This is a genomic window from Pseudomonas sp. GW822-FHT04C11 (assembly GCF_058800905.1).
In genome coordinates, this window is sequence record NZ_JBXAMS010000007.1 from 15297 (window position 1) to 41797 (window position 26501).

28 protein-coding genes are annotated in these 26501 nt (G+C 59.7%); 12 read left to right on the forward strand and 16 right to left on the reverse strand.

All coding sequences use genetic code 11. The features are described from left to right. Positions 1 to 7: 7 nt before the first annotated feature. The 5 genes from AC1RJ3_RS13225 to AC1RJ3_RS13245 all read right to left on the reverse strand — a co-directional run bounded on the left by AC1RJ3_RS13225 (position 8) and on the right by AC1RJ3_RS13245 (position 4815). On the reverse strand, positions 8 to 2155 hold the full coding sequence (locus AC1RJ3_RS13225) for a GGDEF domain-containing protein (RefSeq protein ID WP_493079246.1): 2148 nt from the start codon (positions 2153 to 2155) through the stop codon (positions 8 to 10). Then, positions 2152 to 3030 (reverse strand): endonuclease/exonuclease/phosphatase family protein, encoded by an 879-nt coding sequence (locus AC1RJ3_RS13230; protein WP_054594952.1) that lies wholly within the window; start codon positions 3028 to 3030, stop codon positions 2152 to 2154. The genes AC1RJ3_RS13225 and AC1RJ3_RS13230 overlap by 4 nt, the downstream gene beginning before the upstream one ends. 12 nt (positions 3031 to 3042) lie before the next feature. Continuing rightward, positions 3043 to 3672, reverse strand: a complete 630-nt coding sequence (locus tag AC1RJ3_RS13235) for a thiol:disulfide interchange protein DsbA/DsbL (RefSeq protein ID WP_103314908.1) — start codon at positions 3670 to 3672, stop codon at positions 3043 to 3045. Between the two features lie 200 nt (positions 3673 to 3872). Beyond that, positions 3873 to 4478: a c-type cytochrome gene (locus tag AC1RJ3_RS13240; RefSeq protein WP_054594950.1), complete on the reverse strand. Its 606-nt coding sequence runs from the start codon at positions 4476 to 4478 to the stop codon at positions 3873 to 3875. Between the two features lie 46 nt (positions 4479 to 4524). Continuing rightward, positions 4525 to 4815 carry a c-type cytochrome gene (locus AC1RJ3_RS13245; protein ID WP_054594949.1) on the reverse strand — a complete coding sequence of 97 codons (291 nt, stop codon included), beginning with the start codon at positions 4813 to 4815 and terminating at the stop codon, positions 4525 to 4527. Between the two features lie 191 nt (positions 4816 to 5006). Here AC1RJ3_RS13245 and yihA point away from each other — a divergent pair, with 191 nt between their 5' ends. Then, entirely contained in the window at positions 5007 to 5651 is a 645-nt protein-coding gene (gene yihA, locus AC1RJ3_RS13250) for a ribosome biogenesis GTP-binding protein YihA/YsxC (RefSeq protein ID WP_054594948.1), read from the forward strand. Positions 5652 to 6090: 439 nt separating this feature from the next. Here the strand turns inward: yihA and polA are convergent, their stop codons facing one another. Further along, positions 6091 to 8862, reverse strand: coding sequence for a DNA polymerase I (gene polA / locus AC1RJ3_RS13255; RefSeq protein WP_493079247.1), 2772 nt, complete (start codon positions 8860 to 8862; stop codon positions 6091 to 6093). Positions 8863 to 8936: 74 nt separating this feature from the next. Here polA and AC1RJ3_RS13260 point away from each other — a divergent pair, with 74 nt between their 5' ends. Both AC1RJ3_RS13260 and AC1RJ3_RS13265 read left to right on the forward strand, forming a co-directional pair. After that, positions 8937 to 9227: a DUF2782 domain-containing protein gene (locus AC1RJ3_RS13260; RefSeq protein WP_054594946.1), complete on the forward strand. Its 291-nt coding sequence runs from the start codon at positions 8937 to 8939 to the stop codon at positions 9225 to 9227. Positions 9228 to 9287: 60 nt separating this feature from the next. Further along, positions 9288 to 10238 (forward strand): homoserine kinase, encoded by a 951-nt coding sequence (locus AC1RJ3_RS13265; protein WP_493079248.1) that lies wholly within the window; start codon positions 9288 to 9290, stop codon positions 10236 to 10238. Positions 10239 to 10287: 49 nt separating this feature from the next. On the opposite strand, the gene AC1RJ3_RS13270 is transcribed toward AC1RJ3_RS13265, so the two are convergent. Next, positions 10288 to 11217 (reverse strand): zinc ABC transporter substrate-binding protein, encoded by a 930-nt coding sequence (locus tag AC1RJ3_RS13270; RefSeq protein ID WP_081013722.1) that lies wholly within the window; start codon positions 11215 to 11217, stop codon positions 10288 to 10290. Between the two features lie 57 nt (positions 11218 to 11274). Between AC1RJ3_RS13270 and AC1RJ3_RS13275 the strand changes: the two genes are divergently transcribed. The 7 genes from AC1RJ3_RS13275 (at position 11275) to AC1RJ3_RS13305 (ending at position 16799) form a co-directional block, all read left to right on the forward strand. Beyond that, the gene (locus AC1RJ3_RS13275; protein WP_054594943.1) at positions 11275 to 11757 is read left to right on the forward strand and encodes a Fur family transcriptional regulator; all 483 of its coding nucleotides are present in this window, start codon (positions 11275 to 11277) and stop codon (positions 11755 to 11757) included. Continuing rightward, entirely contained in the window at positions 11757 to 12542 is a 786-nt protein-coding gene (znuC, locus tag AC1RJ3_RS13280) for a zinc ABC transporter ATP-binding protein ZnuC (RefSeq protein WP_054594942.1), read from the forward strand. Before AC1RJ3_RS13275 ends, znuC begins: the two co-directional genes overlap by 1 nt. Then, positions 12535 to 13323 (forward strand): zinc ABC transporter permease subunit ZnuB, encoded by a 789-nt coding sequence (gene znuB, locus AC1RJ3_RS13285; RefSeq protein ID WP_493079249.1) that lies wholly within the window; start codon positions 12535 to 12537, stop codon positions 13321 to 13323. The genes znuC and znuB overlap by 8 nt, the downstream gene beginning before the upstream one ends. Positions 13324 to 13360: 37 nt before the next feature. Next, the gene (locus AC1RJ3_RS13290; protein WP_054594940.1) at positions 13361 to 14074 is read left to right on the forward strand and encodes a PA5502 family lipoprotein; all 714 of its coding nucleotides are present in this window, start codon (positions 13361 to 13363) and stop codon (positions 14072 to 14074) included. A gap of 208 nt (positions 14075 to 14282) precedes the next feature. Then, positions 14283 to 15290: a methionine ABC transporter ATP-binding protein gene (locus AC1RJ3_RS13295; RefSeq protein ID WP_054594939.1), complete on the forward strand. Its 1008-nt coding sequence runs from the start codon at positions 14283 to 14285 to the stop codon at positions 15288 to 15290. Beyond that, positions 15290 to 15964, forward strand: coding sequence for a methionine ABC transporter permease (locus AC1RJ3_RS13300; RefSeq protein WP_493079250.1), 675 nt, complete (start codon positions 15290 to 15292; stop codon positions 15962 to 15964). The genes AC1RJ3_RS13295 and AC1RJ3_RS13300 overlap by 1 nt, the downstream gene beginning before the upstream one ends. A 61-nt stretch (positions 15965 to 16025) precedes the next feature. Next, positions 16026 to 16799, forward strand: coding sequence for a MetQ/NlpA family ABC transporter substrate-binding protein (locus AC1RJ3_RS13305; RefSeq protein WP_347928521.1), 774 nt, complete (start codon positions 16026 to 16028; stop codon positions 16797 to 16799). A gap of 153 nt (positions 16800 to 16952) precedes the next feature. Here AC1RJ3_RS13305 and AC1RJ3_RS13310 read toward each other — a convergent pair whose 3' ends face one another. Genes AC1RJ3_RS13310 through AC1RJ3_RS13330 form a run of 5 tightly spaced genes read right to left on the reverse strand, consistent with a single transcriptional unit; the run spans position 16953 to position 20858 of the window. Next, entirely contained in the window at positions 16953 to 17588 is a 636-nt protein-coding gene (locus AC1RJ3_RS13310; RefSeq protein ID WP_054594936.1) for an SCO family protein, read from the reverse strand. Continuing rightward, a complete protein-coding gene (gene cyoE, locus AC1RJ3_RS13315) occupies positions 17585 to 18484 on the reverse strand; it encodes a heme o synthase (RefSeq protein WP_103314900.1) in 900 nt (299 codons plus the stop codon). Before cyoE ends, AC1RJ3_RS13310 begins: the two co-directional genes overlap by 4 nt. Next, entirely contained in the window at positions 18472 to 19551 is a 1080-nt protein-coding gene (locus AC1RJ3_RS13320) for a COX15/CtaA family protein (protein WP_493079251.1), read from the reverse strand. Before AC1RJ3_RS13320 ends, cyoE begins: the two co-directional genes overlap by 13 nt. 10 nt (positions 19552 to 19561) lie before the next feature. Next, positions 19562 to 20152, reverse strand: a complete 591-nt coding sequence (locus AC1RJ3_RS13325) for a PA_0111/PP_0108 family redox-active disulfide protein (protein WP_054598210.1) — start codon at positions 20150 to 20152, stop codon at positions 19562 to 19564. Then, the gene (locus AC1RJ3_RS13330; protein ID WP_493079252.1) at positions 20118 to 20858 is read right to left on the reverse strand and encodes an SURF1 family protein; all 741 of its coding nucleotides are present in this window, start codon (positions 20856 to 20858) and stop codon (positions 20118 to 20120) included. Before AC1RJ3_RS13330 ends, AC1RJ3_RS13325 begins: the two co-directional genes overlap by 35 nt. A 69-nt stretch (positions 20859 to 20927) precedes the next feature. On the opposite strand from AC1RJ3_RS13330, the gene AC1RJ3_RS13335 reads away from it, so the two are divergent. Next, the gene (locus AC1RJ3_RS13335; RefSeq protein ID WP_019694466.1) at positions 20928 to 21131 is read left to right on the forward strand and encodes a twin transmembrane helix small protein; all 204 of its coding nucleotides are present in this window, start codon (positions 20928 to 20930) and stop codon (positions 21129 to 21131) included. Between the two features lie 8 nt (positions 21132 to 21139). Here AC1RJ3_RS13335 and AC1RJ3_RS13340 read toward each other — a convergent pair whose 3' ends face one another. The 4 genes from AC1RJ3_RS13340 to coxB all read right to left on the reverse strand — a co-directional run bounded on the left by AC1RJ3_RS13340 (position 21140) and on the right by coxB (position 25456). Beyond that, complete coding sequence (locus AC1RJ3_RS13340; RefSeq protein WP_054594932.1) at positions 21140 to 22027, reverse strand: cytochrome c oxidase subunit 3; 888 nt, start codon at positions 22025 to 22027, stop codon at positions 21140 to 21142. A 34-nt stretch (positions 22028 to 22061) separates the two neighbouring features. Beyond that, on the reverse strand, positions 22062 to 22619 hold the full coding sequence (locus AC1RJ3_RS13345) for a cytochrome c oxidase assembly protein (RefSeq protein WP_054594931.1): 558 nt from the start codon (positions 22617 to 22619) through the stop codon (positions 22062 to 22064). Positions 22620 to 22650: 31 nt separating this feature from the next. After that, positions 22651 to 24246, reverse strand: a complete 1596-nt coding sequence (gene ctaD, locus AC1RJ3_RS13350; RefSeq protein ID WP_103314896.1) for a cytochrome c oxidase subunit I — start codon at positions 24244 to 24246, stop codon at positions 22651 to 22653. 82 nt (positions 24247 to 24328) lie between these two features. Continuing rightward, positions 24329 to 25456, reverse strand: a complete 1128-nt coding sequence (gene coxB, locus AC1RJ3_RS13355) for a cytochrome c oxidase subunit II (protein WP_054594929.1) — start codon at positions 25454 to 25456, stop codon at positions 24329 to 24331. 373 nt (positions 25457 to 25829) lie between these two features. On the opposite strand from coxB, the gene AC1RJ3_RS13360 reads away from it, so the two are divergent. Further along, positions 25830 to 26480: a hypothetical protein gene (locus tag AC1RJ3_RS13360; protein WP_054594928.1), complete on the forward strand. Its 651-nt coding sequence runs from the start codon at positions 25830 to 25832 to the stop codon at positions 26478 to 26480. Positions 26481 to 26501: the final 21 nt, after the last annotated feature.

A 26501-nucleotide genomic window follows, 5' to 3' on the forward strand; every position in this document is an offset into this window, starting at 1 on the left:
CTTATCGTCAGCCCAGCTCCACTCGGTTTCGGCCGGCATTTTTTGCCCGGTAAAGCGCCTGATCGGCTCTTTTCAGCACAAGATCGCTGTGTTCTCCCGCTTTGAACGCCGTCATTCCCATGGAAACCGTGATCGTCACGCGCTCACCTTTGAAATGAAACGGGCAGGCTTCGATAGCCGCGCGCAGGGTTTCTGCCAACTTGGCGCCGACAGCCAAAGGGGTATTGGGCACCAACAAGACAAACTCCTCACCACCGAAACGGGCAATGAAGTCCGTACCGCGCAGGCGCTTGCGCAGTACGTTGGCAATGATCTTCAGCACTTTGTCGCCGGCCAGGTGACCGTAGTTATCGTTGATGCGCTTAAAGTGGTCGAGATCGAGCATCGCCAGCAACAGCGAGTTTCCGTGTTGCTGCCACTGGGCAATCTCGTGCTCCAGACGCTCGCTCCAGGCCGCCCGGTTCGGTAAACCGGTCAGCGGATCGACCAGGGCTTTCTGACGTTGCTCTTCCAGGTGCTCGCGGTAACCCTGAGCCTCCTGCTCCATGCTCGCAACTCGCTCGGCCAAGCCTTGTAGACGTGCCGCAACCTCCTGCTCACGCTCGTCGCGCTGTTTCTGGTGCTGATCCATGGTGCCGAGCAACCCTTCCAGATGGTTCTCCAGCACATGCTTGAGGCCCTCCAGATCGGCGGCGTCCTGCATGCTGCTCTGCAAGCCATCGACCTGCTCACGGATCTGCGTGTCCATCTCCCGCGCAGCAGAGCGGTTGTCGGCATGACCCTCACTGGCGGCTTGCAGGTTGCTTTGGAAGGACTCCAATCGCTCATTGAGTTGCTTGAGGTAAACCTCGAACTCATGCTGACCGCTGTCAGTGATCGCCAGCATCAAAACCGCCAGATCATCGAGGATCGGCAGCAGTTCGTACCAATTCAAGCCATTTTGCAGCCGATCGCGCATCGCCTCGGCCTGCGGACGGTGACGCTCGGGCAGCGACAAATCGTCCAGCAGCCCCAGCAGCGTGCTCTCGATGTGTTTGGCCACCGAGCTGTAGGACGGCTCCGGCGAGTCGGGCAGTGCGTAAAGAACATCCTGCTCAGGATGCTCCGGGTCCAGAGTAGCCAAGGCTTCTGCCATCGCCGGCAGGGGAGGAAGGCTATCAATTAACGGCGAAGCTTCATCCGCCGCCCGAGGGACCTCGGATGTCAGCTCGTCGGGATTGATCGCCATTGAATCAGCAACCGTCACCGGGTCGGGTGTCGGGGATATCTGCGGTTCTTCCGGCGTATCCACATCCGGCAGATTCTGTTCCGCTACCTGCGCTTTGCCACGCGCAGCTTCGACGGCCAGCACTGGAGGAACAAAAGCCACCACGTCAGGTGCTGGCTTTGCTTCTTCCAGCGACTGAGGTGCCAACGGCTCCGACTCTGCAATCACAGCGTGCGGCACCTGCGCGGTGGGTGCCGGGATTTCGTGTACAGCGGGGGTAATAACCTGGATCGGCAACGGCACTGGTGATTCATGCACCTGCTCGGCTGTCGCCTCTGTTACAGGTGCCGACACTTGCTCAACAGGGCTCGGAGCAGGCGCTTCGTGTTGTAGCGCACCGGCTTCTGAAGCCTGAGCATCCGCCTCTCTACCGCCAAACAAACGCTGCAGCAAACCTGGGCGGCTTGGCTCGGCAGGGTTATCCAGCAGATTCAGCGCCTGACCTTGCAGACCACTGAGCTCACCGAGCAACAGGGGGATTTCACGTGCCTGGCCAACCCGTCCGTCGAGCTGCTTGGCAAAGGTCTTGAGCGGGCGGCTGATCTCGCGCGGCAACGGCAACGCCTGGAGCTGACTGACCAGGGCGGTCAATGCAGCGCTGACTTGATTGACCCGGGTCTCGCGCCGCTGCTCGGAGTCGAGCACCGCTTTCTCCAGGCGTGGTAGCAATGCCGCCAATCCAGCATCCATATCGTTGGTGCGGATGACTTCGCGCATTTCCTTCATGCACTGGTCAACCGCACGGTCGGTGCCCTCGGCCGCCAGCGTGCTGCGAACCAGTCCGCGACGCAGCAAGTCGAGGCGGGCATCCCAACGACGCTCGAGCTTTTCCTGTTGTTCGATACTTTTGAGGTATTTCTCTTTCCAGCGCTGTGCTTCGTCGCTCATTCAGGGGTTCCGCGAAGGGCAGGACTCAGCGCGGGCAATGCATCGACCGTGAGCGAACCCGGCAGACGAATCTCTACCGCGACGGGCAGGTGATCGGAAATCGGTTGCGCCAGCACTTCGACCCGTTCAAGGACCAGCGTAGGGCTGAGCAGAATATGGTCAAGACAGCGTTGCGGGCGCCAGCTGGGGAAAGTCGCTTCGACTTGCGGCGCAAGCAGGCCCAGGTCTCGCAGTGGAGAGGTTTGCAGCAGGTCACTGGCGTGGGTGTTCATGTCGCCCATCAGCACCTGATGCTTGTAGTCACCGATCAGCTCGCGAATGTAGGCCAACTGCATCGTCCGCACGCGCGCCCCCAGCGCGAGGTGCATCATCACGACCACCAGCGCATCCGGTCCTTCGCCAAACCGCACAAGAATCGCACCACGGCCCTTTGGCCCCGGCAGCGGATGATCTTCAATCGCCCATGGGCGCAATCGACTGAGCACGCCATTGCTGTGCTGGGCGAGGCGGCCCAGGTTGCGATTGAGTTGTTGATACCAGTAGGGGAAGGCACCGAGCTGGGCCAGGTGTTCGACTTGATTGACGTAGCCTGACCGCAGGCTGCCGCCATCGGCTTCCTGCAAAGCGACCAGATCGTAGTCGCCCAGCAGATTGCCGATTTTCTGCAGGTTATCCGCTCGCCCGGTGTGCGGCAGCAAATGCTGCCAGCTACGGGTCAGGTAATGCCGATAACGCTCGGTACTGATACCGACCTGGATGTTGAAACTGAGCAAACGCAGACGGCTGTCTGCAGGCAAGCCCGAGGACTCCAGATGATGCTCGTTGACCTGCGGATCATGCAGACCAACGAGACGTTCAGTACCCCAGCGGCGCATGGCGGGCGCCGCTTACTTAGCGGCGCGCTCCTTGGCGATTAGCTGATCGGCCACGCTCAAGGTGCCTTCAGGACCACCGGCAGTGCCCAGATCGAAGCGGTATTTGCCGTTCACGACCATGGTTGGTACGCCAGAGATCTGATAGGCCTGAGCCTTTTTCTTGGCATCTTCAACTTTGCCTTTGACGGCGAACGAGTTGTAGGTGCTCAGGAACTTCTCTTTGTCGACGCCTTCGCCGGCCAGGAACTCAGCCATTTCTTCCGGGGTAGCGAGCTTCTTGCCACTGTGGATCGCTTCGAAGACGGCTTTATGGACCTTGTGTTCCACGCCCATCGCTTCCAGGGTGATGTACAGTTGGCCGTGAACGTTCCAGATACCACCGAACATGGCCGGAATACGCACGAAGTTCACGTCTGCAGGCAGTTTTTCAACCCAGGGATTGATGGTCGGCTCGAATGCATAGCAGTGCGGGCAGCCATACCAGAACAGTTCTACGACTTCGATCTTGCCAGGCACAGCCACCGGAACGGCGCTGCCCAATTCGACATATTGTTTACCGGCTTCAAGCGGTTCGGCAGCTTGGGCGGTCATACCAAACAGGCTGGCAGTGACGAGTGCGGCGCTGAGAATCAGATTACGCATGCTTTACTCCTGAACAAATTGGGTCGCCTCGCGCGACCTGTTTTCTGGCAGATCATGGCGGGCATTAGTGCTCTAGTGTAACGGCAGCAGCCACAAAAAAGGGCAGCCTAAGCCACCCTTTTTATGTTTGCATCGAAGGATTAATCGAGCGTTAACATTGCGCGAGATCAACACCCTGCGCAACGCCTGCTCAACCGACCTTAGTGCAGGCCCTGAATGTAGCTGGACACCGCTTCGATGTCCTTGTTGCTCAATTTTGCAGCAATGCTCTGCATGATTTTCGTGTCGCCGTCGTTGGTACGGTTACCTTCGCGGAAATCAGTCAGCTGCTTGGCGATGTATTGAGCGTGCTGGCCGCCCAGATGCGGGAAGGCAGCAGCGGCGTTGCCCGCGCCATTAGGTGAGTGGCAACCGGTGCAAGACGGCATGCCCTGGTCCAGTTTGCCACCACGGAACAACTCTTCACCGTGAGCCACGACTTTAGGATCTGCTGCGCCGACGCTGCCTTTCTGGCTGGAGAAGTAGGCAGCAAGGTCAGCCAGGTCCTGATCGCTCAGGTTGGTCAGCAGGCCGGTCATCTCCAGAACGGTGCGCTTGCCCGACTTGATGTCGTGCAGTTGCTTGTTCAGGTAACGCTCACCCTGACCCGCCAGCTTTGGAAAGTTTGGCGCCATGCTATTGCCGTCCGGGCCATGACAGGCGCCACATACTGCGGCTTTCGCCTGACCAGCAGTCGCATCGCCTGCAGCATGGGCTATGCCGGAGATCCCCAGGGTCAACAGCAGACTCACGATCAATTTGTTCATCAGCTAATCCAACTACGGCTAAGGGTTAAAGAGTTATGGACCGGGATCACTCGTTCATCCACTGGATGATTGCTCGGTAATCCTCGGCACTGCAGTCCATGCACAAACCACGCGGCGGCATCGCCTTGAAACCCTGGGTCACGTGTTGCACCAGCGTCTCCATACCTTGCGCCAGTCTTGGCGCCCAAGCTTCCTGATCGCCCTTTTGAGGCGCCGTTGGGAGTTGGCCGGAATGACAGGCTCCACAAACACGGTTGTACACAGCTTCCGGATCCTGTGTAGCCTGAGCGCTGTAAAGCGGCATCAAGACACCGGCAGCTAGCAGCCATTTCGTCATAAAACGACCTTTTCAGGGTTGAGAGCGTGCTGCGTTCTAGTGCGCAATCAAGGTTAATCGCTCTCGTGAACTTCATCCTACGCCGGGACAAAGCGCACACAAAATCTGCGGCATTATATACTGGCGTCACTGAAACGGAAACGACGCTGCTCTTTGCGACCAATCTCGGCACCGCCCACATCGGAAATCCCATGCAACTCAAGAACCCCATCCTCGGCCTGTGCCAACAGTCCACCTTCATGCTCAGCGCCGCCAAAGTCGACCAATGTCCTGACGATGAAGGCTTTGAAGTGGCCTTCGCCGGGCGTTCCAACGCCGGCAAATCCAGCGCCCTGAACACCCTGACTCACGCCAGCCTGGCGCGCACCTCGAAAACACCAGGCCGCACGCAACTCTTGAACTTCTTCAAGCTAGACGATGAACGCCGTCTGGTCGACCTGCCGGGTTACGGTTATGCGAAAGTACCCATCCCGCTGAAGCAACACTGGCAGCGCCACCTGGAAGCGTATCTGGGTAGCCGCGAGAGTCTGAAAGGCCTGATTCTGATGATGGACATCCGTCATCCAATGACCGACTTCGACCTGCTGATGCTCGACTGGGCCGTGGCCAGCGGCATGCCGATGCACATTCTGCTGACCAAGGCCGACAAACTGACCTATGGCGCAGCGAAGAACACCTTGCTCAAAGTTCAGGCAGAAATCCGTAAAGGCTGGGGCGAAACCGTGACCATCCAGCTGTTCTCGGCACCAAAACGCCTGGGCCTCGAAGACGCCTACACCGTATTGGCGAACTGGATGGAACTGGCCGACAAGGGCACCGAGACAGAAGCTCAATAAGCTTTTGGGGATATCCGAGATACGGAAAACTGTCTGTGGGACGGTCAGGCAAGGCAAAAACACGGCTCGAAAGCGGAGTTTAGGGACCTAAATGAGCATTTCGAGCCGTGTTTTTAACGCAGCATGGCCGTTCCACAGGCAGTTTTTGGGCAAAAAAAACCCCGAATTACGTATGGGGAGAGAGTAATTCGGGGTCTAAGTTTCCGGACCGCTAGGGCGGGGTCCAGATATCTGCCAACACTTAACACAACATAGGAGCATCGAAGGGCTTCACCACCCATTCAGTAACTCTGAGTGGCGCTTCACAGATTTAGTTCCGGTTAATTTCAAAACCTATTGGGAATAACCCCAAGAATTTTCCGAACTAAGAGCCCTTCGCCGATGACTTGCCGCGACACTACGCCGCGGCGCTATCCCCGAAAAAGTGCCTCACACCGGCTTAGTGCGCTTCATCCCAGTTATTTCCAACGCCGACTTCCACCAAAAGTGGTACATCCAGGGTCGCTGCACTGCTCATGTGAACGCGAATTTCCTCACGAACCTGGTCAATCAGGTCTTCGCGAACCTCAAGTACCAATTCATCGTGCACCTGCAGAATCACTTTGGCGTCCAGACCCGAGGTCAGCAGCCAGTTATCCACCGCCACCATGGCCTTCTTGATGATATCCGCCGCAGTGCCTTGCATCGGCGCGTTGATTGCCGTGCGCTCGGCGCCTTTGCGCAGGGCCGGATTTTTCGCGTTGATGTCCGGCAGGTACAGGCGACGACCGAATATGGTTTCGACGAAACCTTGCTCGGCCGCCTGGGCGCGGGTGCGCTCCATGTACTCGAGCACGCCTGGATAGCGGGCGAAATAACGGTCGATATAGGCTTGGGACTGTTTACGGTCGACGCCGATCTGCTTGGCCAGGCCAAATGCGCTCATGCCGTAGATCAGGCCGAAGTTGATCGCCTTGGCGCTGCGCCGCTGATCGGTGGTGACGTCCGCCAGCTCAACCCCAAACACCTCGGCAGCGGTGGCTTTGTGCACGTCCAGATCATTGCGGAAGGCGTGCAACAGCCCTTCGTCCTTGGCCAGGTGGGCCATGATCCGCAGCTCGATCTGCGAATAGTCCGCCGCCAGCAGCTTGTAGCCTTTGGGGGCAATGAACGCCTGACGAATCCGTCGACCTTCGGCAGTACGAATCGGAATGTTCTGCAGGTTTGGATCGCTGGAAGACAAGCGACCGGTCGCTGCCACCGCTTGATGGTAGGACGTATGAATCCGCCCGGTGCGCGGATTGATCTGCTCTGGCAGACGGTCGGTGTAGGTGCTTTTCAGCTTGCTCAAGGAGCGGTACTGCATCAATACCTTGGGCAGCGGGTAATCCTGCTCGGCCAGTTCCGCCAGTACCGCTTCGGCAGTCGAAGCCTGGCCCTTGGCGGTTTTGCTGAGAATCGGCAGCCCGAGTTTTTCGTAGAGGATCACACCCAATTGCTTCGGTGAACCGAGGTTGAACTCCTCACCGGCAATGGCGAACGCCTCACGCTCCAGCGCGACCAGCTTATCGCCCAGTTCAACGCTCTGGATGCCCAGCAGGTTGGCGTCGACCAACGCGCCCTGGCGCTCGATACGCGCCAACACTGGCACCAGCGGCATCTCGATTTCGCTGAGGACTTTGCTCAGGCTCGGAATGGCGTCGAGCTTTTCATGCAGGGTCTGATGCAGACGCAGGGTCACGTCGGCGTCTTCGGCGGCGTATGGCCCGGCCAGCTCCAGCGAAATCTGATCGAAGGTCAGTTGCTTGACGCCCTTGCCCGCGATGTCCTGGAAGCTGGTGGTGGTGTAGCCCAAATACTTGAGCGCCAGGCTGTCCATGTCGTGACGGGTCGCTGTCGAATCCAGCACGTAGGACTCGAGCATGGTGTCGAAGGCGATGCCCTGCACCATGATGCCGCAGCTCTGATCGCCACCGATGGCGCAGTTGGCCAGGATGTTCATGTCGAACTTGGCGTGCTGGCCGACCTTGAGTTTGCTCGGGTCTTCCAGAATCGGCTTCAGTGCGCGCAACACCGTGTCGCGATCCAGTTGATCCGGCACGCCCATGTAGGAATGGGTCAACGGAATGTAGGCTGCTTCGTTGGCCTGCACAGCGAACGACAGCCCGACAAGTTGCGCTTGCTGCGCATCGATGCCGGTGGTTTCGGTATCGAAGGCGAACAGCGTGGCGTTTTGCAGCTTCTTCAGCCAGACGTCGAAATCTGCCTGGGTGAGGACCGTGGTGTAGTGGGGACCATCGCTATCGGCTACGGCTTCTTCAACCGCCGCGACCACTTCCTGGCCCGCTCGCTTGGCATCACGCTGAACTTCCTCGAACCAGCTCTTGAACTCGAGCAGGGTATAGAGCTCGGCGAGCTTTTCACGGTCCGGCTCACGCAGGTGCAAGTCGTCCAGACCGATATCCAGCGGCACGTCGACCTTGATGGTCGCCAGTTGATAGGAGAGGAACGCCATCTCCTTGTGTTCTTCAAGCTTGGCAGGCAACGTTTTGGCACCACGAATCGGCAGCGTCGGGACGATATCGAGTTGCGCATAGAGCTCGGTCAGGCCGCCGTTCACACCCACCAGCAGGCCGGACGCCGTCTTTGGGCCAATGCCCGGCACGCCTGGAATGTTGTCGGAGGAATCGCCCATCAGTGCCAGGTAATCGATGATCTGCTCGGGAGCGACGCCGAATTTCTCCTTCACGCCAGCCACATCCATCGCGCTACCGGTCATGGTATTGACCAAGGTAATGTGCCCGTCGACCAACTGCGCCATGTCCTTGTCGCCCGTCGAGATCACCACCGGACGATCGGCGGCCGCGCTGCTGCGGGCCAGCGTGCCGATCACGTCGTCGGCCTCAACACCATCGACGCACAGCAACGGAAAGCCCAAGGCAATCACGCTCGCATGCAATGGCTCGATCTGCACACGCATGTCATCGGGCATGCTGGGACGATTGGCTTTGTACTCGGCGTACAGGTCATCGCGAAATGTTCCGCCCTTGGCGTCGAATACCACGGCGAACGGGCTGTCCGGGTACTGCTTGCGCAGACTCTTGAGCATGTTCAGCACGCCCTTGACTGCGCCGGTCGGCAGGCCTTTGGACGTGGTCAACGGTGGCAGCGCATGAAAGGCGCGGTACAGGTAAGAAGAACCGTCCACCAGGACGAGGGGGGCTTGGCTCATGAGCAGGATCAACCTTTTCGGCGGGTCCGGCGCTAGAATAGCGGGACCGTTGACGACAAAGGGACAAGGTTATCATGCGCTCACTCAATCGCTTGTTACTGGCTGGCTTCTTTGCAATCACTCCCCTGGCCGTCATGGCAGCCAATGATGCACCGACGCCGGAACCGGAAGTCACCATCCACACTGAAGGCGACAAAGTCATTCAGGAGTACCGCCAGAACGGCTTCGTGTACGCGATCAAGGTCACACCGAAGGGTGGAAAACCGTACTTTCTGATACGTGCGGACGGAACGGAGGCAAACTATATCCGCTCGGATCAGCCGAATATGCTGATTCCGGCGTGGGAAATTTTTACGTGGAAGTAGTTTCTTAACTTTAATCGGCGCTGGCTCAACCGCGGCGCCCGAACTGAGCAGTTTTTAACCATGTCTGTGTTCACCCCCCTGGCTCGGCCCGAGCTGGAAACCTTTCTCGCCCCTTATGGGCTCGGCCGCCTGCTTGATTTCCAGGGGATTGCCGCGGGTAGCGAAAACACCAATTTCTTCATCAGCCTGGAGCAGGGGGAGTTTGTCCTGACCCTGGTTGAGCGCGGCCCCGTGCAGGAGATGCCGTTCTTCATCGAGCTGCTCGACGTGCTGCACGACGCCGACCTGCCGGTACCCTATGCGCTGCGCACCACCGACGGCATCGCCCTACGCGAACTGGCCGGCAAGCCTGCACTGCTGCAGCCGCGGCTGGCCGGTAAGCACATCAAGGAAGCCAACGCACAACATTGCGCACAAGTCGGCGAATTGCTGGGGCACCTGCACCTGGCGACCAAAGACCACATGATCAAGCGCAAGACTGATCGTGGCCTCGACTGGATGCTCGAAGAAGGCACGCAACTGCTGTCGCACCTGAATGCCGCGCAAAGCAATCTGCTGCAACGCGCCTTGAACGAAATCACTGAGCAGAAGATTAAAATTCTGGCGCTGCCTCGGGCCAACATCCACGCCGACCTGTTCCGCGACAACGCGATGTTCGAAGGCACGCACCTGACCGGGCTGATCGACTTCTACAACGCCTGCTCAGGCCCGATGCTCTACGACGTGGCGATTGCCCTGAATGACTGGTGCTCGGACGAAGACGGCGTGCTTGACGGCCCGCGGGCCAGGGCATTGCTCGGGGCTTATGCCGCGTTGCGCCCATTTACCGCCGCCGAGGCCGAGTTGTGGCCGACCATGCTGCGGGTAGCCTGCGTGAGGTTCTGGCTATCGCGCTTGATCGCCGCCGAATCCTTTGCCGGGCAGGACGTGCTGATTCACGACCCGATGGAGTTCCAGCAACGGTTGGCCCAGCGTCAACACGTCAGCACGCCGTTGCCGTTCGCCCTCTAAACCGTGGCGAGGGGGCTTGCCCCCTCACCACAGGGTCTGCGCTCGGGGGTTAAAGCGACTCCAGGCAACCCGCCAAATCATTCCCCAATTTCTCCAACACCTGCTCATAGCCGCGAGCCGTTGCCGGCGTGTAGCCGCCCAACGCATCCAGCTCCGCCAGTTTCACCGGCAAACCGGCCACCAGCGTCTCGGCCAGGCGTGGGCGCAGCGGTGGTTCGCTGAACACGCAGGTCTTGCCGACTTCCTGCAAGCGCGAGCGCATCGCTGCAACATGCTGTGCACCTGGCTGTACTTCAGCGGCTACGCTGAACACGCCGGTGTGCTTGAGGCCGTAGGCGTCTTCGAAGTAATCGAACGCTTCATGAAACACGAAGTAAGGCTTGCCCGCGATACCGGCCAAGCGCGCTTTCAAACGCAGATCCAGCGCGTCCAGGCGCTCATCGAACGCCTTGAGGTTGCTCTGATAGCGCGGCGCATTGGCCGGATCGGCAGCACTCAAGTCGGTGGCGATTTTTGCCGCGATCACTCGCGCATTAACCGGCGACAACCAGAGGTGAGCATCGAGACTGCCAGGGCGATGGTCGTGATCGTGTTCGTCTGCCTCTTCCGCATGGGAGTGGCTGTCTTCGGCAAAACGCCGCAGCTTCAGACCTGGCAGGTCCTGCACCGCAACCGATGGCAGGCTACGACCTTTGAGCACGCGCGGAAGGAAACCTTCCATGTCCGGGCCGATCCAGTAGAGCAGCTCCACCGACTGCACCTTCCGTACGTCGGATGGACGCAAGGCATAGTTATGCGGCGATGCACCCGGCGGCAGCAAGACCTCGGGAACCCCGACGCCATCCTGCACCGCAGCAGCAATCAGCTGCAGGGGCTTGATGCTGGTCAGTACGTTCACTTCGGCATGAGCGGCGCCGATCGCAAAAAAACCGGCAGCAAATGTGACAAAAATGGCAAAAAGTCTGGGCACGATGACCACTCAAGTAGGCGAGAACGGGTAACATAATAACGTCTCTCACAAAACTCGTCGCCGCTCATGCCTAAAACACCGCTAGCCAGCCGTCCCCACGACCACTCTCATTGCGTGCACAGCGCATTGTCCGAGGCCGATGTCATTTGCGCACGTCAGGGCTTGCGCCTGACCGCGCTGCGTCGGCGGGTGCTGGAACTGGTCTGGCAAAGCCACAAGCCGCTGGGCGCCTACGACATTCTGGCGGTACTCAGCGAGCAGGATGGCCGCCGCGCCGCGCCGCCGACGGTGTATCGCGCGCTGGATTTCCTGCTGGATAACGGCCTGGTCCACCGCATTTCCTCACTCAACGCCTTCGTCGGCTGCAATCATCCGGGGCACGCCCACCAGGGCCAGTTCCTGATTTGCCGTGAATGCCACGCGGCCATCGAACTCGAGCAAAAATCCATCAGCGACACCATCATCCACAGCGCCGGCGAAGTCGGGTTTGTGGTCGAAGGCCAGACCGTCGAAGTGGTCGGTCTTTGCTCGGGTTGCCAGGGGGCTTGATGAGCACTGCGTTAATTCGCCTCAATCAGGTTGCGGTGACCTTTGCCGGACAAAGCGTACTGGACAACATCGAGCTGAGCGTCGAGCCGAGGCAGATCGTTACCCTGATCGGCCCCAACGGCGCCGGCAAGACCACGCTGGTCCGCGCCGTGCTTGGCCTGCTCAAGCCCGACAGCGGCAGCGTCTGGCGCAAGCCGAAACTGCGGGTCGGCTATATGCCGCAGAAGCTGCATGTTGACCCGACCTTGCCGCTCTCGGTACTGCGCTTCTTGCGCCTGGTGCCGGGCGTAGATCGTGCGCGCGCCTTGGCAGCGCTCAAGGAAGTCGGCGCCGAACAGGTGATCGACAGCCCGGTGCAAAGCGTTTCCGGCGGCGAAATGCAGCGCGTATTACTGGCCCGCGCCCTGTTGCGCGAGCCAGAACTGCTGGTGCTTGACGAGCCGGTGCAAGGCGTCGACGTGGCCGGACAAGCCGAACTCTATAGCCTGATCACTCGCCTGCGCGACCGCCACGGTTGTGGGGTGTTGATGGTTTCCCACGATCTGCACCTGGTGATGAGCACCACCGACCAGGTGGTCTGCCTCAATCGCCACGTCTGCTGCTCCGGGCATCCCGAGCAGGTCAGCGGCGACCCGGCGTTCGTCGAGCTGTTCGGCAAGAACGCGCAGAGCCTGGCGGTCTATCACCACCATCACGACCACGCCCACGACTTGCATGGCTCGGTCGTCAGCGCGGCACCGACCGTTCACACCCACGTTCATGGAGATGGCTGCAAGCATGGCTGATTTTCTGTTGTACGCCCTGCTCGCAGGCCTGGCCCTGGCCGCCGTCGCAGGTCCGCTGGGATCGTTCGTGGTCTGGCGGCGCATGGCCTATTTCGGCGACACCCTGTCCCATGCAGCGCTGCTCGGCGTGGCGTTGGGTTTTCTGCTGGATGTCAGCCCGACCATCGCGGTGACCGTCGGCTGCCTGTTGCTGGCCGTGCTGCTGGTGACCTTGCAACAGCGCCAGCCGCTGGCCTCCGATACCTTGTTGGGGATTCTTGCGCCGAGCACGCTCTCTCTCGGCCTGGTGGTACTAAGCTTCATGCATGAAGTGCGGATCGACCTGATGGCCTATCTGTTCGGCGACCTGCTGGCGATCAGCCTGACCGATCTGGCGTGGATCCTCGGCGGCAGTGCGGCGGTGATGCTGCTGTTGGTGGCGCTGTGGCGGCCGTTGCTGGCGATTACCGTGCACGAAGAATTGGCCACGGTTGAAGGCCTGCCGGTAGCAGCATTGCGCATGACCTTGATGCTGCTGATTGCGGTGGTGATCGCGGTGGCGATGAAAATTGTCGGCGTGCTGCTGATTACCTCGTTGTTGATCATCCCGGCGGCTGCGGCACAACGTCACGCACGTTCTCCAGAGCAGATGGCCTTGGGCGCGAGTTTGCTCGGTATACTCGCGGTCTGCGGTGGCCTGGCGCTGTCGTGGTTCAAGGACACGCCGGCCGGCCCATCGATTGTGGTGGCTGCCGCCGCGCTGTTTCTGCTGAGTTTTGTCCTGCCCCGTCGAGGGGTGTAGACTTGCTCGTTTTTTGCGCAATCAGAGAGTCGCAGGAATGAAGCCGTTCGCCTCCCGTTATCTGCTCCTTGTTGCATTTTCGCTGCTACTTGGCGCCTGCCAAAGCACGCCGCCGGCCCCCGAGGTCCCGGACGCACGGGCTACGGCGATCGCGCAGCTGGAGCAAAGCCTGGCCAGCAGTGAACTGGCCACCGCCGAGGATCAATTGGCCGCCTTGCAGGCCGAATCACCCAACGATCAGTCGCTGGAGCAATATCAACGGCAACTCGCCGAAGCCTATTTGCAACGCAGCCAGATCGTTCTGCAAAAAGGCGACGTGAATGCCGCCGCCACGGCCCTGAGCCGGGCCCGTGCGTTGATGCCCAAAGCTCCGGCGCTGACCGGTGGTGTCAACAACGCCATCAGCCACGCGCGCAAGGCCGAACTGGACCAGGCCGAGGCAGCCCTCAAAGCCGCCGAAGCCAAGCGTGTCGCCAAGGTCATCGACCCAACGGCCGAGAGCACCACCGTTGCGCTGAACATCGCCGATAGCAAGCAATTGCGTCGGCAACTCGATGCGATTGCCAGCGATGTGGTGAGTTATGAGTGCGACGTCAGCATTCAGGCGCCGCGCACCGAAGATTATCCGTGGCTGGCCACGTTGCTGACCAAACGGGTGAAGAAGCTGGATGCCGACTTCGACCTGAAGATCGAGCGGCAGATTCTGCGCAATGTCCCGGCACAGATGGTTCTGACGCCGCGCAAGCCTTAAAAGAAGAAGATCGCAGCCTCCGGCAGTGCCTACATCGGTCCGTAGGAGCTGCCGGAGGCTCCGATCTTTTGCATTTCCGGTTATCGCGTTATTTCCAAATGACTGGATGAATGCGAAATAAATGCTAAGAGCCTCTATACGGACAGGCTAAAATGCCCGCCCGGCTAACCGCTGATCCTTTTCTAACGCGCCCCACAAGGTTCGCTACGTGATCGAGTTTCAAAACGTCCATAAAACTTACCGCGTTGCCGGTAAGGATATTCCCGCGCTGCACCCTACCAATCTGTCGATTGAGAACGGTCAGGTATACGGCCTGATCGGTCATTCCGGTGCGGGAAAAAGTACCCTGTTGCGCCTGATCAACCGCCTGGAAGACTCCAGCGGCGGCAAGATCATCGTCGATGGTGAAGAAGTCACCGCGCTGGACGCCAATGCGCTGCGCCGTTTCCGTCAGCAAGTCGGGATGATCTTCCAGCACTTCAACCTGCTGGCCTCCAAGACAGTTGCCGACAACGTCGCACTGCCACTGACCCTGGCCGGTGAACTGTCGCGCAGCGAGATCGATCAACGGGTGGCCGAGTTGCTGGCTCGCGTCGGCCTGTCCGACCACGCAAAGAAGTACCCGGCGCAGTTGTCCGGTGGCCAGAAGCAGCGCGTCGGCATCGCCCGCGCCCTGGCGACCAAGCCAAAAATCCTGCTGTGTGACGAAGCCACCAGCGCCCTCGACCCGCAAACCACCGCGTCGGTCCTGCAATTGTTGGCCGAGATCAACCGTGAGCTGAACCTGACCATCGTGCTGATCACCCATGAAATGGACGTGATTCGCCGGGTCTGCGATCAGGTCGCCGTGATGGATGCCGGCGTGATCGTCGAGCAAGGTCCGGTGGCCGACGTGTTCTTGCACCCCAAGCACCCGACCACCAAGCGTTTCGTGCAGGAAGACGAGCAAATCGACGAAAGCGAGCAGCGCGACGACTTCGCTCACGTGCCGGGCCGTATCGTGCGCCTGACCTTCCAGGGCGACGCCACCTACGCGCCGTTGCTGGGCACCGTCGCCCGCGAAACGGGTGTGGACTACAGCATCCTCGCCGGTCGTATCGACCGCATCAAAGACGTCCCCTACGGGCAACTGACCCTGGCGGTCACCGGCGGTGACATGGAAGCGGCCTTCGCCCGCTTCACCGCAGCCGACGTCCACATGGAGGTGCTGCGCTAATGGAAATCCTGATGAGTTTCTTCGCCAATATCGACTGGCTCGAAATCTGGCAGGCTACCGGCGACACCTTGCTGATGCTTGGCGGTTCGCTGTTGTTCACCGTACTGCTCGGCCTGCCGCTGGGTGTGTTGCTGTTCCTCTGCAGCCCGCGCCAGTTGCTCGAAGCCAAAGGCGTTTACGCGCTGCTGTCGCTGATCGTGAATATCCTGCGCTCGCTGCCGTTCATCATTCTGCTGATCGTGATGATCCCGTTCACCGTACTGATCACCGGCACCTCGCTGGGCGTCGGCGGTGCGATTCCGCCGCTGGTGGTGGGCGCAACGCCGTTCTTCGCCCGTCTGGTGGAAACCGCCCTGCGTGAAGTCGATCGCGGCATCATCGAAGCGACCCAGGCCATGGGCGCGACGACCCGCCAGATCATCGTCAACGCGCTGCTGCCCGAAGCCCGTCCGGGTATTTTCGCAGCGATCACGGTGACCGCGATTACGCTGGTGTCCTACACGGCGATGGCCGGTGTGGTCGGTGCCGGTGGTTTGGGTGACCTGGCAATCCGCTTCGGTTACCAACGCTTCCAGACTGACGTGATGGTGGTGACCGTGGTGTTGCTGCTGGTGCTGGTCCAGGTTCTGCAAACCGTCGGCGATAAGCTGGTGGTGCACTTTTCCCGAAAATAAATGCAATCGCCGGCCACGGCTGGCAGGCGCTCGAAAGGGCGCCTCACAAGGAGTTTGCTGGATGAAAAAACTACTCGTCGCATTCGCTGCCGTTGCAGCGTTCTCCGCTCAGGCCGCTGAAACCCTGACCGTCGCTGCTACTCCGGTTCCGCACGCGGAAATCCTCGAGTTCGTGAAGCCGGCACTGGCCAAAGAAGGCGTCGACCTCAAGGTCAAGGTGTTCACCGACTACGTGCAGCCGAACGTACAGGTTGCCGAGAAACGCCTGGACGCCAACTTCTTCCAGCACCAGCCGTACCTCGATGAATTCAACAAGGCCAAGGGCACACACCTGGTGAGCGTTGCCGGTGTGCACCTCGAGCCGCTGGGCGCGTACTCCAACAAGTACAAGACCCTTGCCGAACTGCCAGGCGGCGCCAACGTGGTGATCCCGAACGACGCCACCAACGGCGGTCGTGCACTGTTGCTGCTGGAGAAGGCTGGCCTGATCAAGTTGAAGGATTCGAAAAACATCCTGTCGACCGTCAAGGACATCACCGAGAACACCAAAGACCTGAAGTTCCGTGAACTGGAAGCCGCGACCATCCCGCGCGTGCTGACCCAGGTCGACCTGGCACTGATCAACACCAACTACGCGCTGGAAGCCAAGCTCGATCCGTCCAAGGACGCGCTGGTGATCGAAGGCAAGGACTCGCCTTACGTGAACATCCTGGTCGCCCGCGCGGACGACAAGGACAGCGACGCGATGAAGAAACTGGTTGCTGCGCTGCACAGCCCGGAAGTGAAGGCGTTCATTCTGGAGAAGTACAAAGGCGCGGTATTGCCGGCGTTCTGATCTGCTGATGTAAAACAAAACGGGGACACAATCACTGTGTCCCCGTTTTTTTATGCCTGTGTCCCGTCTGGCTGCTATGGCCCTTTCCACTGTAGGAGCACAGCTTGCTGGCGATGGCGCCCGCAAGATCGCCATTGCCAGCAAGCTGTGCGCCTACATACGCTTGAGCATCACTGGCAACTGGGCCACCAGTTTCGTGTTGTTCAACGGTGCACGAATGAACCCGCGCTGGGTGCCGTCCGGCCCGATTACCGCCAGGTTGCCGCTGTGGTCGACGGTGTAGTTGGGTTTGCTGGTGTCCGCCGGAATGAACGGAATGCTCACCGCATTGGCGACTTTCTGCAGGTCTTCGACCGAAGCCGGCGTCAGGCCGACAAACTGCGGATCGAAGTAGCCCAGGTATTGCTTGAGCTGCTTGGGGGTGTCGCGGTTCGGGTCGACGCTGACCAGAATGATCTGCAACTTGTCGACCGCGTCCGCTGGTAGCTCGCTCTTGATCTGCCGCAGTTGCGCCAGCGTGGTCGGGCAGATGTCCGGGCAGAAGGTGTAACCAAAGAACAGCAGGCTCCATTTGCCTTTCAAGGCGTTGACCGTGACGGGTTGGCCGTCCTGATTGGTCATCTGCACGTCCGGCAGGTTACGGCTTTGCGGCAACAGGATGATCCCGGCGTCGATCAGCGCAGTCGGATCGCCCTGGCCTTTGCCAGACAGTACTTTGTTGACGGTAAGCCCCAGGACCAGCGCGATCAGGGCAACAAGAATGAAGACGGTTTTCTGGGTTCGGGTCATAGGTTCAACATTAAGTAGTGGTCTACGAGCAGGGCGATAAACAGCAGGAACAAGTAATAAATAGAGTACTTGAAGGTGTTGATCGCCGCGTGCGGCTGAGTGCCACGGTACAGCACCACGGCCCATTGCAGAAACCTCGCGCCCAGTCCCAGGGCGCAAATCAGGTACAGCAAACCGCTCATGTGAATGACATAGGGCATCAAGCTCACGGCCAGCAGGGCAAAGGTGTAAAGCAGGATGTGGATCTTGGTGTAATGCTCGCCGTGGGTCACCGGCAGCATGGGAATATCGGCCTTGGCGTACTCCTCTTTGCGATGAATCGCCAGCGCCCAGAAGTGTGGCGGGGTCCAGGCAAAGATAATCAGCACCAGCAGCAGCGGTTCGGCGCTGACATGCCCGGTAGCGGCGACCCAACCCAACAGTGGCGGTGCAGCGCCGGCCAGTCCGCCGATAACGATGTTCTGCGGCGTCGCCCGCTTGAGAAAACCGGTGTAGACCACCGCATAGCCAAGCAGCGAGGCGAGGGTCAGCCAGGCGGTCAGCGGGTTGGTGAACGCCAGCAGCAGGGCTTGCCCGGCCACCGCCAATAACAGCGCGAAGGTCAGTGCGGCGGTTGGTGAAACCCGGCCTTCGGCCAGTGGCCGCTTGTGCGTGCGCGCCATCACCGCGTCAATCCGCCGGTCCACCACATGGTTGACCGCCGCCGCGCCGCCCGCGCACAGTCCGATCCCCAGGTTGCCAAACACCAGCACCGTCCACGGCACCCCGGCACGCGTGGCGAGAAACATACCGACCAGCGACGTGATCAGCATCAACACCACGACTTTCGGCTTGGTCAGCTCCAGATAGTCACGCCAGATCGCTTGGCGGTGACGTTCGCCGATCAGAGTCGCCATGGCATTTCTCCTTTTATTGTTATCGGCCCGGCTGCGTGTTTACGCGGGCTGAAGCGCCAGCGTCCGGGGGCCTGCTGCCTGACTCGAACCAGGCTGGTTCGTGCGTGATAGTTGACCAGCACCATCGTCAGCAACAGCGCCGCGCCGCCTGCGTTATGGGCAACGGCCACCGGCAACGGCAGGTGAAACAGCACATTGCTGATGCCCAGGGTGATCTGCACTGCCAATGCCCCCAGCACCAACCCGGCGAGTCGGGTCATGCCGACGACTTTGAGCTGCCAGGCCAGCCCCAGCAGCACTACTGTGACCAGCAAAGCGCCAATGCGGTGAGTCAGGTGAATCGCCGTGCGCGCATCGCTGTCGAGCTGCCCGCCGAGGTAATTGGGGCCGATGTGTTGGGTCAGGTGAAAGCCGTTGGCAAAATCAGCCGGTGGCAACCATTGGCCATGGCAGGTCGGGAAGTCGATACAGGCCACCGCCGCGTAGTTGGCACTGACCCAGCCGCCGAGAGCGATCTGTCCGATCACCAGCAACAACCCGGCCGTCGCCCAGTACTGCAAACGTCGCGGCACGATCAGCGCCGGCAATACGCCAGACAAGCGCAAGGTCAGCAGAAACAGCAGGCTCAAGGTCGCAAAGCCACCCAGCAAATGTCCTGTCACCACCTGCGGCCAGAGCTTGAGGGTGACCGTCCACATGCCAAAGGCCGCTTGGGCAAACACCACCGCGAGCAAGAACAACGGCAACTTCAAGGGTTGGTCCAGATGATGGCGATGGGTCCAGGCGCGTGCCGCCAGCAACACAATCAGCAAACCAAGGGTGCCGGCGAAATAGCGGTGAATCATCTCGTTCCAGCCCTTGTGGGCAACCACCGGCGTGTCTGGAAAATGCAACTCGGCATGAGCCAGCTGGGCTTCGCTCTTCGGCACGCTGATAAATCCGTAGCAACCCGGCCAGTCCGGGCAACCAAGGCCGGCATGGGTTAGCCGGGTATAGGCACCCAACAAGACGACAATCAGTGCCAGCAAGGTGGCAAACAGCGCGAGGCGAAATCCAGGTTTGGCCATGACGATGCCCTTATCCGATGTTCGACAGTTTGAGCAGGTGGCGCAGGTCGTTGAGCAGGTCCTTGCCTTTGACGGTAGGGTCGAAGCGCAGCACCAGATTGCCGTGCGGATCGATGATCCAGAGCTGCGCCGAGCCTTTGCCCTGAACATTTTTAGTGTAGGTCGAAAGGTCCAGTGGATAACGCTGCAACTGCGGGTATTCGCGCTTGAGCTTGCCCTCATAGTCCGCGCTCAAGGGTTGGGCCACGGCCAATGCATGGCTGGCACGCGAGGCATCACGACCCAGAGCGACCTGAATCTGCCGGGCCAGGTACACCAACTGCTGACAATCGACCGAGCAGTCCTGCGGTGCGGTCACCAGCATCTGCCAGCGGTCTTCGTCCGCCTGCACCCCCAACTCGGCACGGCTCTGACCGTTGCCGATCAGTTCACCGTGATAGCTGCGACCTTCCGGCACCCAGAACTGCAACTTGTACATGCCGGTGGCTAGGATCATCGGACCAATCACCATCAGCAGGATCAGCACCAGCTGCCAGCGCCCACGACGACGCTGTGGCGCCTGCGCTTCAGACATGTTGGGTGGATTCATGGCCGCTCCCATGCTGTTTCTCCTTTGCGTTGTGCCATCCGAAGTAGAGATAAAGACCGAACAGCGCGAGCGCCATGGCGAACCACTGCACGGCATAACCGAGGTGTTTTTCCGGCCCCATGGCCACGACCGGCCAATCGGCCTCGTAGGACGCCGGCCCGGCTTCTTCACGTAATTCGTAAGCAAACCCGGTTCGACCCAGCTCGCTCCAGAGCTTGGCCGGATCGATCGCCGTCACCAGCCTTGGCCAGTTGGCGTTCGCCGGATCGGCGTGCAGTTGAAAGGTCGCACCCGGAGGGACATACACCCAGGCGTCGAGACTCAACGATTGCTCGGGGGTGGTGAACACTGGCGGTGTGCGCCGGTTCGGCCACGGCAGCCAGCCGCGATTGAGCAATAACCAGAGACCGCTCGCCTGGTCGTGAAAGGGTTGCAGCAGCTCGACCCCCGGCCGGCCATTGCGGGTGCGGTTGTCGAGCAGGTAACTGTGGGCCGCATCGAACTGGCCATGCAGGCGAACGCGTCGGAATGCCGGGTCTTGAGTGCTCGACAGTAGTTCGCTGGTCATCGGTTCAGCCACGCGGCGTTCGGCGTAGCTCACCAGCAACACGCGTTTCTGCTCGCCCCGGCTCAATTGCCAAAAGCCCAGAAAGACCAGCAACGGCAGCAGTGCAAGCACCACCAGGGTCGGCGCGATACCTGGCCGAAAGCGCTTCATGGCGTCGCCAAAAAGTTGATAAACAGGGTAGCTATACTCAAGTACATCGCATTCCCCCGGAGTCTCACCATGCTCAAAGCAGCCATCGTCCTGATGCTGATTGCCACGGTTGTCAGCCTGTTCAGCGGCCTGTTTTTTCTGGTCAAGGACGACAGCAGCTCAAAACGCCTGGTCACCGCCCTGAGTGTTCGTGTCGGCCTGGCTGCCATCACCGTCGGCTTGATTGCCTGGGGATTCTTCAGCGGCCAGCTGGTGTCCAGCGCGCCCTGGTAAGCGCCACCTCAAAGCACGTAAACGAAGACAAACAGGCCAATCCACACCACATCGACGAAGTGCCAATACCAACTGGCCGCCTCGAAGCCGAACTGGTGATCGCCATCGAAATGCCCACGCATGATCCGCATCAGCATCACGAACAGGATGATCGTGCCGATGGTCACGTGAGCGCCGTGGAAACCGGTCAGCATGAAGAAGGTCGCGCCATACACGCCTGAGCCCAGGGTCAGTCCCAGCTCGTGATAGGCGTGGATGTATTCCTTGGCCTGGAAGCTGAGGAACGCACAGCCCAGCAGTACCGTCAGCGCCAGCCAGAGCTTCAGTGCACCGCGATGGCCCTTTTTCAAGGCATGGTGGGCGATGGTCACCGTGACGCTGGAGCTCACCAGCAACACCGTGTTCAGCAGCGGCAAACCCCAGGGACTGATAACTTCCTTGGGCGGCGGGAAGAGTGTCGGGTCAGGGGTGTGCAGCAACGGCCAGGCGAACTGGAAGTTCGGCCAGAGCATGTGCGCGATGCCCTTGCCGCCCTCACCGCCGAGCCACGGCCCGGACAGGTTGCGCACGTAGAACAGCGCACCGAAGAAGGCGATGAAGAACATCACCTCGGAGAAAATGAACCAGCTCATGCCCCAGCGGAACGAGCGATCGAGCTGCGAGCTGTACAACCCCGCGCGGCTTTCCTTGATCACCGTGCCGAACCAGCCGAACAGCATGTAGGCCAGCAACAGGCCGCCAACGAAGAAGATCAGCGGGCCGTGGGATTCCGGGCGCGCGGCCTTGAGGTCGTTGAACCAGGTCGCCAGGCCAAACACGGTGACGAACATGCCGATCGTGGCAATGATTGGCCATTTGCTCTGGGCGGGAACGTAATAATGCTCATGACTTGCCATTTATTGTTCTCCTTATCGGGCACGCTTGAACGCCTCAAGGACCGGCATTGGTGTTTGCCACGACCGGTGGATGACGTGCGGTGATATCGAACAGCGTGTAAGCCAGCGTCAGGTGCTTCACATCCTTGGAAATCTCACGGTCAACGATGAAACGTACGGGCATTTCGATTCGTTCGCCGGGTTGCAGCACCTGCTGGGTGAAGCAGAAGCACTCGGTCTTGTGGAAATACACCGCTGAGTCGCCCGGAGAAATGCTGGGTATCGCCTGCGCGCTCATCGGGTGATCGGTCGGGTTGCGGGCAACGAAGATCATCTCGTTTACTGCCCCCGGATTGATCACCATGTCGTCGGCCTTGGGATAAAACTCCCAGACCATGTCCACGGCGTTGGTCGACAGAAACTGCACGCGAATTTGCCGCGACGTGTCGACCACCTGCTCGCCTTCGTACTGCCCGGCGGTTTTGCCGTTGATACCGAACGCCTTGCACATCACGTCGTAAATCGGCACCAGGACAAACCCGAAGACAAACATGCTGGCCACCACCAACAGCAGCCGGGTGACCAGCTTCTTCAAGGAAATAGAGTCAGCCATGGCGCAAGCCCTCCCACAAAGGTCATGGCGTTCATTTCACTTCCGGTGGCGTGACAAAGGTGTGATACGGCGCCGGCGACGGCACGCTCCACTCCAGGCCTTCCGCACCTTCCCAGGGTTTCGCCGGGGCTGCCGGGCCGCCACGGATGGTCTTGATCACGATGAACAGGAAAAAGATCTGCGTTGCCCCGAAGGTGAATGCGCCAATCGACGACACCATGTTGAAGTCGGCGAATTGCAGGTTGTAGTCCGGAATCCGCCGCGGCATACCCGCCAGGCCCACGAAGTGCATCGGGAAGAAGGCCATGTTCATGCCGATGAACGACAGCCAGAAGTGCAGCTTGCCGAGGGTTTCGTCGTACATGTGGCCGGTCCATTTCGGCATCCAGTAGTAGGCCGAAGCGAAGATCCCGAAGATCGCCCCCGGCACCAGCACGTAGTGGAAATGCGCGACCACGAAGTAGGTGTCCTGGTACTGGAAGTCCGCCGGAGCGATGGCCAGCATCAACCCGGAGAACCCGCCAATCGAGAACAGGATCACGAACGCTACGGCAAACAGCATCGGTGTCTCGAAAGTCAGCGAGCCTTGCCACATGGTGCTGACCCAGTTGAACACCTTGACCCCGGTGGGCACCGCGATCAGCAGCGTCGCGTACATGAAGAACAGCTCGCCCACCAGCGGGATGCCGACCACGAACATGTGGTGCGCCCAGACGATGAACGACAGGAAGGCGATACTCGCCGTGGCGTAAACCATCGAGGTGTAGCCAAACAGTGGCTTGCGAGAGAAGGTCGGAATGATCGAGCTGACGGCACCGAACGCCGGCAGGATCATGATGTACACCTCGGGGTGGCCGAAGAACCAGAACACGTGCTGGAACAGCACCGGATCACCGCCACCGGCAGCGCTGAAGAAGCTGGTGCCGAAGTGGATATCCATCAACATCATGGTCACGCAACCCGCCAGCACCGGCATCACCGCGATCAACAGGAACGCGGTGATCAGCCAGGTCCAGACGAACAGCGGCATTTTCATCAGGGTCATGCCCGGGGCACGCAGGTTGAGGATGGTGGCGATCACGTTGATCGCGCCCATGATCGAACTGATACCCATCAAGTGGATGGCAAAGATGAAGAAGGTCACGCTTTCCGGCGCGTAGGTCGTCGATAGCGGGGCGTAGAAGGTCCAGCCGAAGTTCGGTCCGCCTCCTGGCATGAACAGCGTCGACACCAGCAGCAGGAACGCTGCCGGCAACAGCCAGAAGCTGAAGTTGTTCATCCGCGGCAGGGCCATGTCCGGCGCGCCGATCATCAGCGGGATCATCCAGTTGGCGAGGCCGACAAACGCCGGCATCACCGCACCGAAGACCATCACCAGACCGTGCATGGTGGTCATCTGATTGAAGAATGCCGGTTCGACGATCTGCAGACCGGGCTGGAACAACTCGGCGCGAATCACCATGGCGAACGAACCGCCGAGCAGGAACATCATGAAGCTGAACCACAGGTACAGCGTGCCAATGTCTTTGTGGTTGGTGGTCAGCACCCAGCGCATCAGGCCCTTGGCCGGACCGTGGACGTGGTTGTCGACGATTGCATGACCGTGGTCATCGTTCACAGCATTCATGGCCTGTCTCCTGCAAACGGGTGGGCTGGACAGCTCGGGGTGCTTGGCCCCGAGCGTTCAAGGGAACACGCAATAGACCGGGTCATTTGCTTGCCGCCTGTTTGAGGGCCAGTACGTCTTTAGGGGTGACCATGTCGCCTTTGTTGTTGCCCCAGGCATTTCGTTCGTAGGTCACGACGGCGGCAATATCGACTTCCGACAGCTGCTTGCCGAACGCCGCCATGGCGGTGCCGGGTTTGCCGAAGAACACACGATGCAGATGGTCTTCTATTGGCCCGGTCGCGATAGGCGAACCTTTGAGTGCCGGGAACAGCGGTGGCATACCCTGGCCTTCAGGTTGGTGACAGGCAGCACAGGTGGTGTGATAAATCTTGTCGCCGCGTTCCTTCAGCTCGTCAAGGGTCCACTCTTTGCTGGTCAGCTCCTTGAGCTTGGCGGCGTCGGCTTTGCGCTCAGTCAGCCAGGTGTCGTAGTCGGCCTGGGTTTTGACGTCGACCACAATCGGCATGAAGCCATGGTCCTTGCCGCACAGTTCGGCGCACTGGCCACGGTAGATGCCGGGTTTGTCGACGCGGGTCCAGGCTTCGTTGACGAACCCTGGAATTGCATCGCGCTTGACCGCAAATGCCGGCACCCACCACGAGTGGATGACGTCGGCAGAGGTCACCAGAAAGCGCACCTTGGCACCGATCGGCAGCACCAGCGGCTGATCGACTTCCAACAGGTAATTTTCGCCTTTGGCAGTTTTGTTGTGGATTTGCTCTTGCGGGGTGGCCAGGTTGCTGAAGAACTCGACGTCCTGACCCAGGTATTTGTAGTGCCACTTCCACTGATAACCGGTGATCTGGATATCGATATCCGGCTCACTGGTGTCATACATCTTGATCAGGGTCGCGGTCGCCGGAACGGCCATGGCGACCAGAATGATGAAAGGCACCACGGTCCAGAGGATCTCCACCGTCGTACTTTCATGGAACTTGGCAGCCACCTGCCCGGTGGAGCGTCGATGCAGCATCATCGACCAGAACATGGCGCCGAAAACGATGATGCCGATCACCACACAAATCCAGAAAATGGTCATGTGCAGGTCGAATACTGCGTGACTGACTTCAGTCGCTCCAGGCGCCATATTCACAGTCCAGGCCGCTTGCGCCTGACCGAAAATCGACCACAACAGGAGGCCCATCCAGACATGTGGATGTCGCATCATTGCGGGTTCCCCTTATCGTTCTTGTTATCCCGCCGGCTAACACCGACGGCAAGGGAGCGGCTTTTTCAGACTACGAACTTGAATCGCCGGGCCTTGCTGCCTACGCAGTCGGGCGTCATCAGCTAACTCCATTCAGATCCGAGTATAGACAGCGAGTGCGACCCCGCAATGCGATGGCGTAAATGAGCTGAAACACCTGACACTTGCGCCACAGGCCACGGATGGAGAAGGATGTGGGATCGGTGATGGCAAATCGATATAACGCAGTGGCATGAAAGGTGAAATAATTATGACAAATACGTCTTAGCCACGTTTATAAGCAGGCTAACTTATGTCTTCCCCTATTTCCTTGCCTTCGTTTCCTGGAGTTTTCATGAACACCGCCGCATTGCGCGAGCAGATTCAACGTGCACAACAACATGAAGCCGAAACCGGTCAGCTGACCCGTCAGCTGGAAGTCCAATTGCCGCACCTGCATTCATCCATCCAATTGCCAGACATCGACGCCAAGGGCGTGATGACCCGTTTTGTCACTGCTTATATAGAACAAGTGCCGGACTTGCTCGACGCTGCCAATGACGTAGCGCGTGAAGCGGGGATCGAGTCTCAGATCAAACCGGTGCTGACAATCGCCGAGCAGTTCTTCCTCCAGCCACCGGCAATCATGGCCGGTCACGAAGGCCTGGATGGCCTGCTGGACGAAGCCTACCTGGCACATCGCCTGGTAGAAGAGGTTAACGACCTCTACATCAAACATTTCGGCCAGCCACTGATCCCATTGGACATGACTGTCGCCAACCTGATTGCCCACCAACTGATCGGCGAGGACTTCGCCAATCAACTGGATGAGGCTGTGCATCACGCCGTTGATGAGATGCTGAACGAAGAAAGCTTCGCGCTGGAGTCCGTCGAAGCCTACCGGGAAAAACTCAACAGCCCGGACACCGGCGCCGCCTGGAAGCGCTGGCCATGCCTGTCGCGCCAGCTGGGCGTAGGCCTGGAACTGGATCAGCCTGCGGCTTGATCCAACTGTAAAAACCGAACA

Bases quoted from the DNA above. Each gene is read 5' to 3' on its own strand.
- AC1RJ3_RS13345 (WP_054594931.1), bottom strand. From the start codon at position 22,619: ATGGCTGACTCTATTTCCTTGAAGAAGCTGGTCACCCGGCTGCTGTTG.
- AC1RJ3_RS13325 (WP_054598210.1), bottom strand. From the start codon at position 20,152: ATGGGAGCGGCCATGAATCCACCCAACATGTCTGAAGCGCAGGCGCCA.
- AC1RJ3_RS13360 (WP_054594928.1), top strand. From the start codon at position 25,830: ATGAACACCGCCGCATTGCGCGAGCAGATTCAACGTGCACAACAACAT.
- AC1RJ3_RS13340 (WP_054594932.1), bottom strand. From the start codon at position 22,027: ATGGCAAGTCATGAGCATTATTACGTTCCCGCCCAGAGCAAATGGCCA.
- AC1RJ3_RS13265 (WP_493079248.1), top strand. From the start codon at position 9,288: ATGTCTGTGTTCACCCCCCTGGCTCGGCCCGAGCTGGAAACCTTTCTC.
- ctaD (WP_103314896.1), bottom strand. From the start codon at position 24,246: ATGAATGCTGTGAACGATGACCACGGTCATGCAATCGTCGACAACCAC.
- AC1RJ3_RS13230 (WP_054594952.1), bottom strand. From the start codon at position 3,030: ATGCGCCGCTGGGGTACTGAACGTCTCGTTGGTCTGCATGATCCGCAG.
- AC1RJ3_RS13330 (WP_493079252.1), bottom strand. From the start codon at position 20,858: ATGAAGCGCTTTCGGCCAGGTATCGCGCCGACCCTGGTGGTGCTTGCA.
- AC1RJ3_RS13310 (WP_054594936.1), bottom strand. From the start codon at position 17,588: ATGACCCGAACCCAGAAAACCGTCTTCATTCTTGTTGCCCTGATCGCG.
- AC1RJ3_RS13240 (WP_054594950.1), bottom strand. From the start codon at position 4,478: ATGAACAAATTGATCGTGAGTCTGCTGTTGACCCTGGGGATCTCCGGC.
- AC1RJ3_RS13235 (WP_103314908.1), bottom strand. From the start codon at position 3,672: ATGCGTAATCTGATTCTCAGCGCCGCACTCGTCACTGCCAGCCTGTTT.
- polA (WP_493079247.1), bottom strand. From the start codon at position 8,862: ATGAGCCAAGCCCCCCTCGTCCTGGTGGACGGTTCTTCTTACCTGTAC.
- AC1RJ3_RS13290 (WP_054594940.1), top strand. From the start codon at position 13,361: ATGAAGCCGTTCGCCTCCCGTTATCTGCTCCTTGTTGCATTTTCGCTG.
- AC1RJ3_RS13275 (WP_054594943.1), top strand. From the start codon at position 11,275: ATGCCTAAAACACCGCTAGCCAGCCGTCCCCACGACCACTCTCATTGC.
- yihA (WP_054594948.1), top strand. From the start codon at position 5,007: ATGCAACTCAAGAACCCCATCCTCGGCCTGTGCCAACAGTCCACCTTC.
- AC1RJ3_RS13305 (WP_347928521.1), top strand. From the start codon at position 16,026: ATGAAAAAACTACTCGTCGCATTCGCTGCCGTTGCAGCGTTCTCCGCT.
- AC1RJ3_RS13245 (WP_054594949.1), bottom strand. From the start codon at position 4,815: ATGACGAAATGGCTGCTAGCTGCCGGTGTCTTGATGCCGCTTTACAGC.
- znuC (WP_054594942.1), top strand. From the start codon at position 11,757: ATGAGCACTGCGTTAATTCGCCTCAATCAGGTTGCGGTGACCTTTGCC.
- AC1RJ3_RS13225 (WP_493079246.1), bottom strand. From the start codon at position 2,155: ATGAGCGACGAAGCACAGCGCTGGAAAGAGAAATACCTCAAAAGTATC.
- AC1RJ3_RS13300 (WP_493079250.1), top strand. From the start codon at position 15,290: ATGGAAATCCTGATGAGTTTCTTCGCCAATATCGACTGGCTCGAAATC.
- AC1RJ3_RS13260 (WP_054594946.1), top strand. From the start codon at position 8,937: ATGCGCTCACTCAATCGCTTGTTACTGGCTGGCTTCTTTGCAATCACT.
- AC1RJ3_RS13320 (WP_493079251.1), bottom strand. From the start codon at position 19,551: ATGGCCAAACCTGGATTTCGCCTCGCGCTGTTTGCCACCTTGCTGGCA.
- cyoE (WP_103314900.1), bottom strand. From the start codon at position 18,484: ATGGCGACTCTGATCGGCGAACGTCACCGCCAAGCGATCTGGCGTGAC.
- znuB (WP_493079249.1), top strand. From the start codon at position 12,535: ATGGCTGATTTTCTGTTGTACGCCCTGCTCGCAGGCCTGGCCCTGGCC.
- coxB (WP_054594929.1), bottom strand. From the start codon at position 25,456: ATGATGCGACATCCACATGTCTGGATGGGCCTCCTGTTGTGGTCGATT.
- AC1RJ3_RS13335 (WP_019694466.1), top strand. From the start codon at position 20,928: ATGCTCAAAGCAGCCATCGTCCTGATGCTGATTGCCACGGTTGTCAGC.